This window comes from Frankia sp. Hr75.2, from assembly GCF_949319125.1.
Lineage (GTDB): Bacteria > Actinomycetota > Actinomycetes > Frankiales > Frankiaceae > Parafrankia > Parafrankia soli.
Genome location: NZ_CASGGV010000211.1, coordinates 1 through 644, shown reverse-complemented (window position 1 = coordinate 644; position 644 = coordinate 1). Strand labels below are relative to the sequence as shown.

1 protein-coding gene and 1 pseudogene are annotated in these 644 nt (G+C 72.7%); both read left to right on the top strand.

What is annotated here, in order from left to right; all coding sequences use genetic code 11:
• Positions 1–306, top strand: a pseudogene (locus AC559T_RS15350) (HNH endonuclease); the annotation flags it as partial.
• A partial coding sequence (locus AC559T_RS15345) for an HNH endonuclease (protein WP_498869171.1) occupies positions 246–644 on the top strand: 399 nt, incomplete at its 3' end. The pseudogene AC559T_RS15350 and the gene AC559T_RS15345, both read left to right, overlap by 61 nt.

Here is a 644-nt window from a genome sequence, read left to right as displayed (position 1 = left end):
GACGCCGGCACCGACGCGGGCCAGTCGCCCCCCGACGGGGAGATCGCAGCCGCCCCACGGGACCGCCGCCGCGACGCCGACGCACTGCTCGCACTCGCCGAAGGATTCCTACAACAGCCCGCTCCCGAGCTGACCTCACCCGCCCACACGATCACCGTGCACATCGACGCGACCACCCTGCTCGACACCACACAGCCACACCCCCACAGCCCAGGCCGAGGCCGAGGCCCGGATCCCGTGCGGAGATCTCACCCGCGACCGGCCTGTCCCCCACGGTCCTACGCCGACTCGGCTGCGACGGGCTGATCCGCACCCTGCTCACCGACACCCACGGCAACCCACTGCGGCTCGGCCGACGCCGCCGACTACCGAACCGGCAGCTCCGCGACGCCGTCCACGCCCGAGACAGAGGCACCTGCCAGTACCCGGGCTGCGCCCACACCCGACGGCTCCACATCCACCACCTCATCCCGTGGGTCGAGGGCGGCGGCACCGACATCGACAACCTCACCCTCGTCTGCGGCGAACACCACCGCACCCTGCACGACGAGGACATCAAGCTCCGCAGAACCACCGCCGGGCGGATCATCGCCCTGCTCCCCGACGGCCGCACGCTCGACCCGGCACCGCCCGCCAATCCGGGG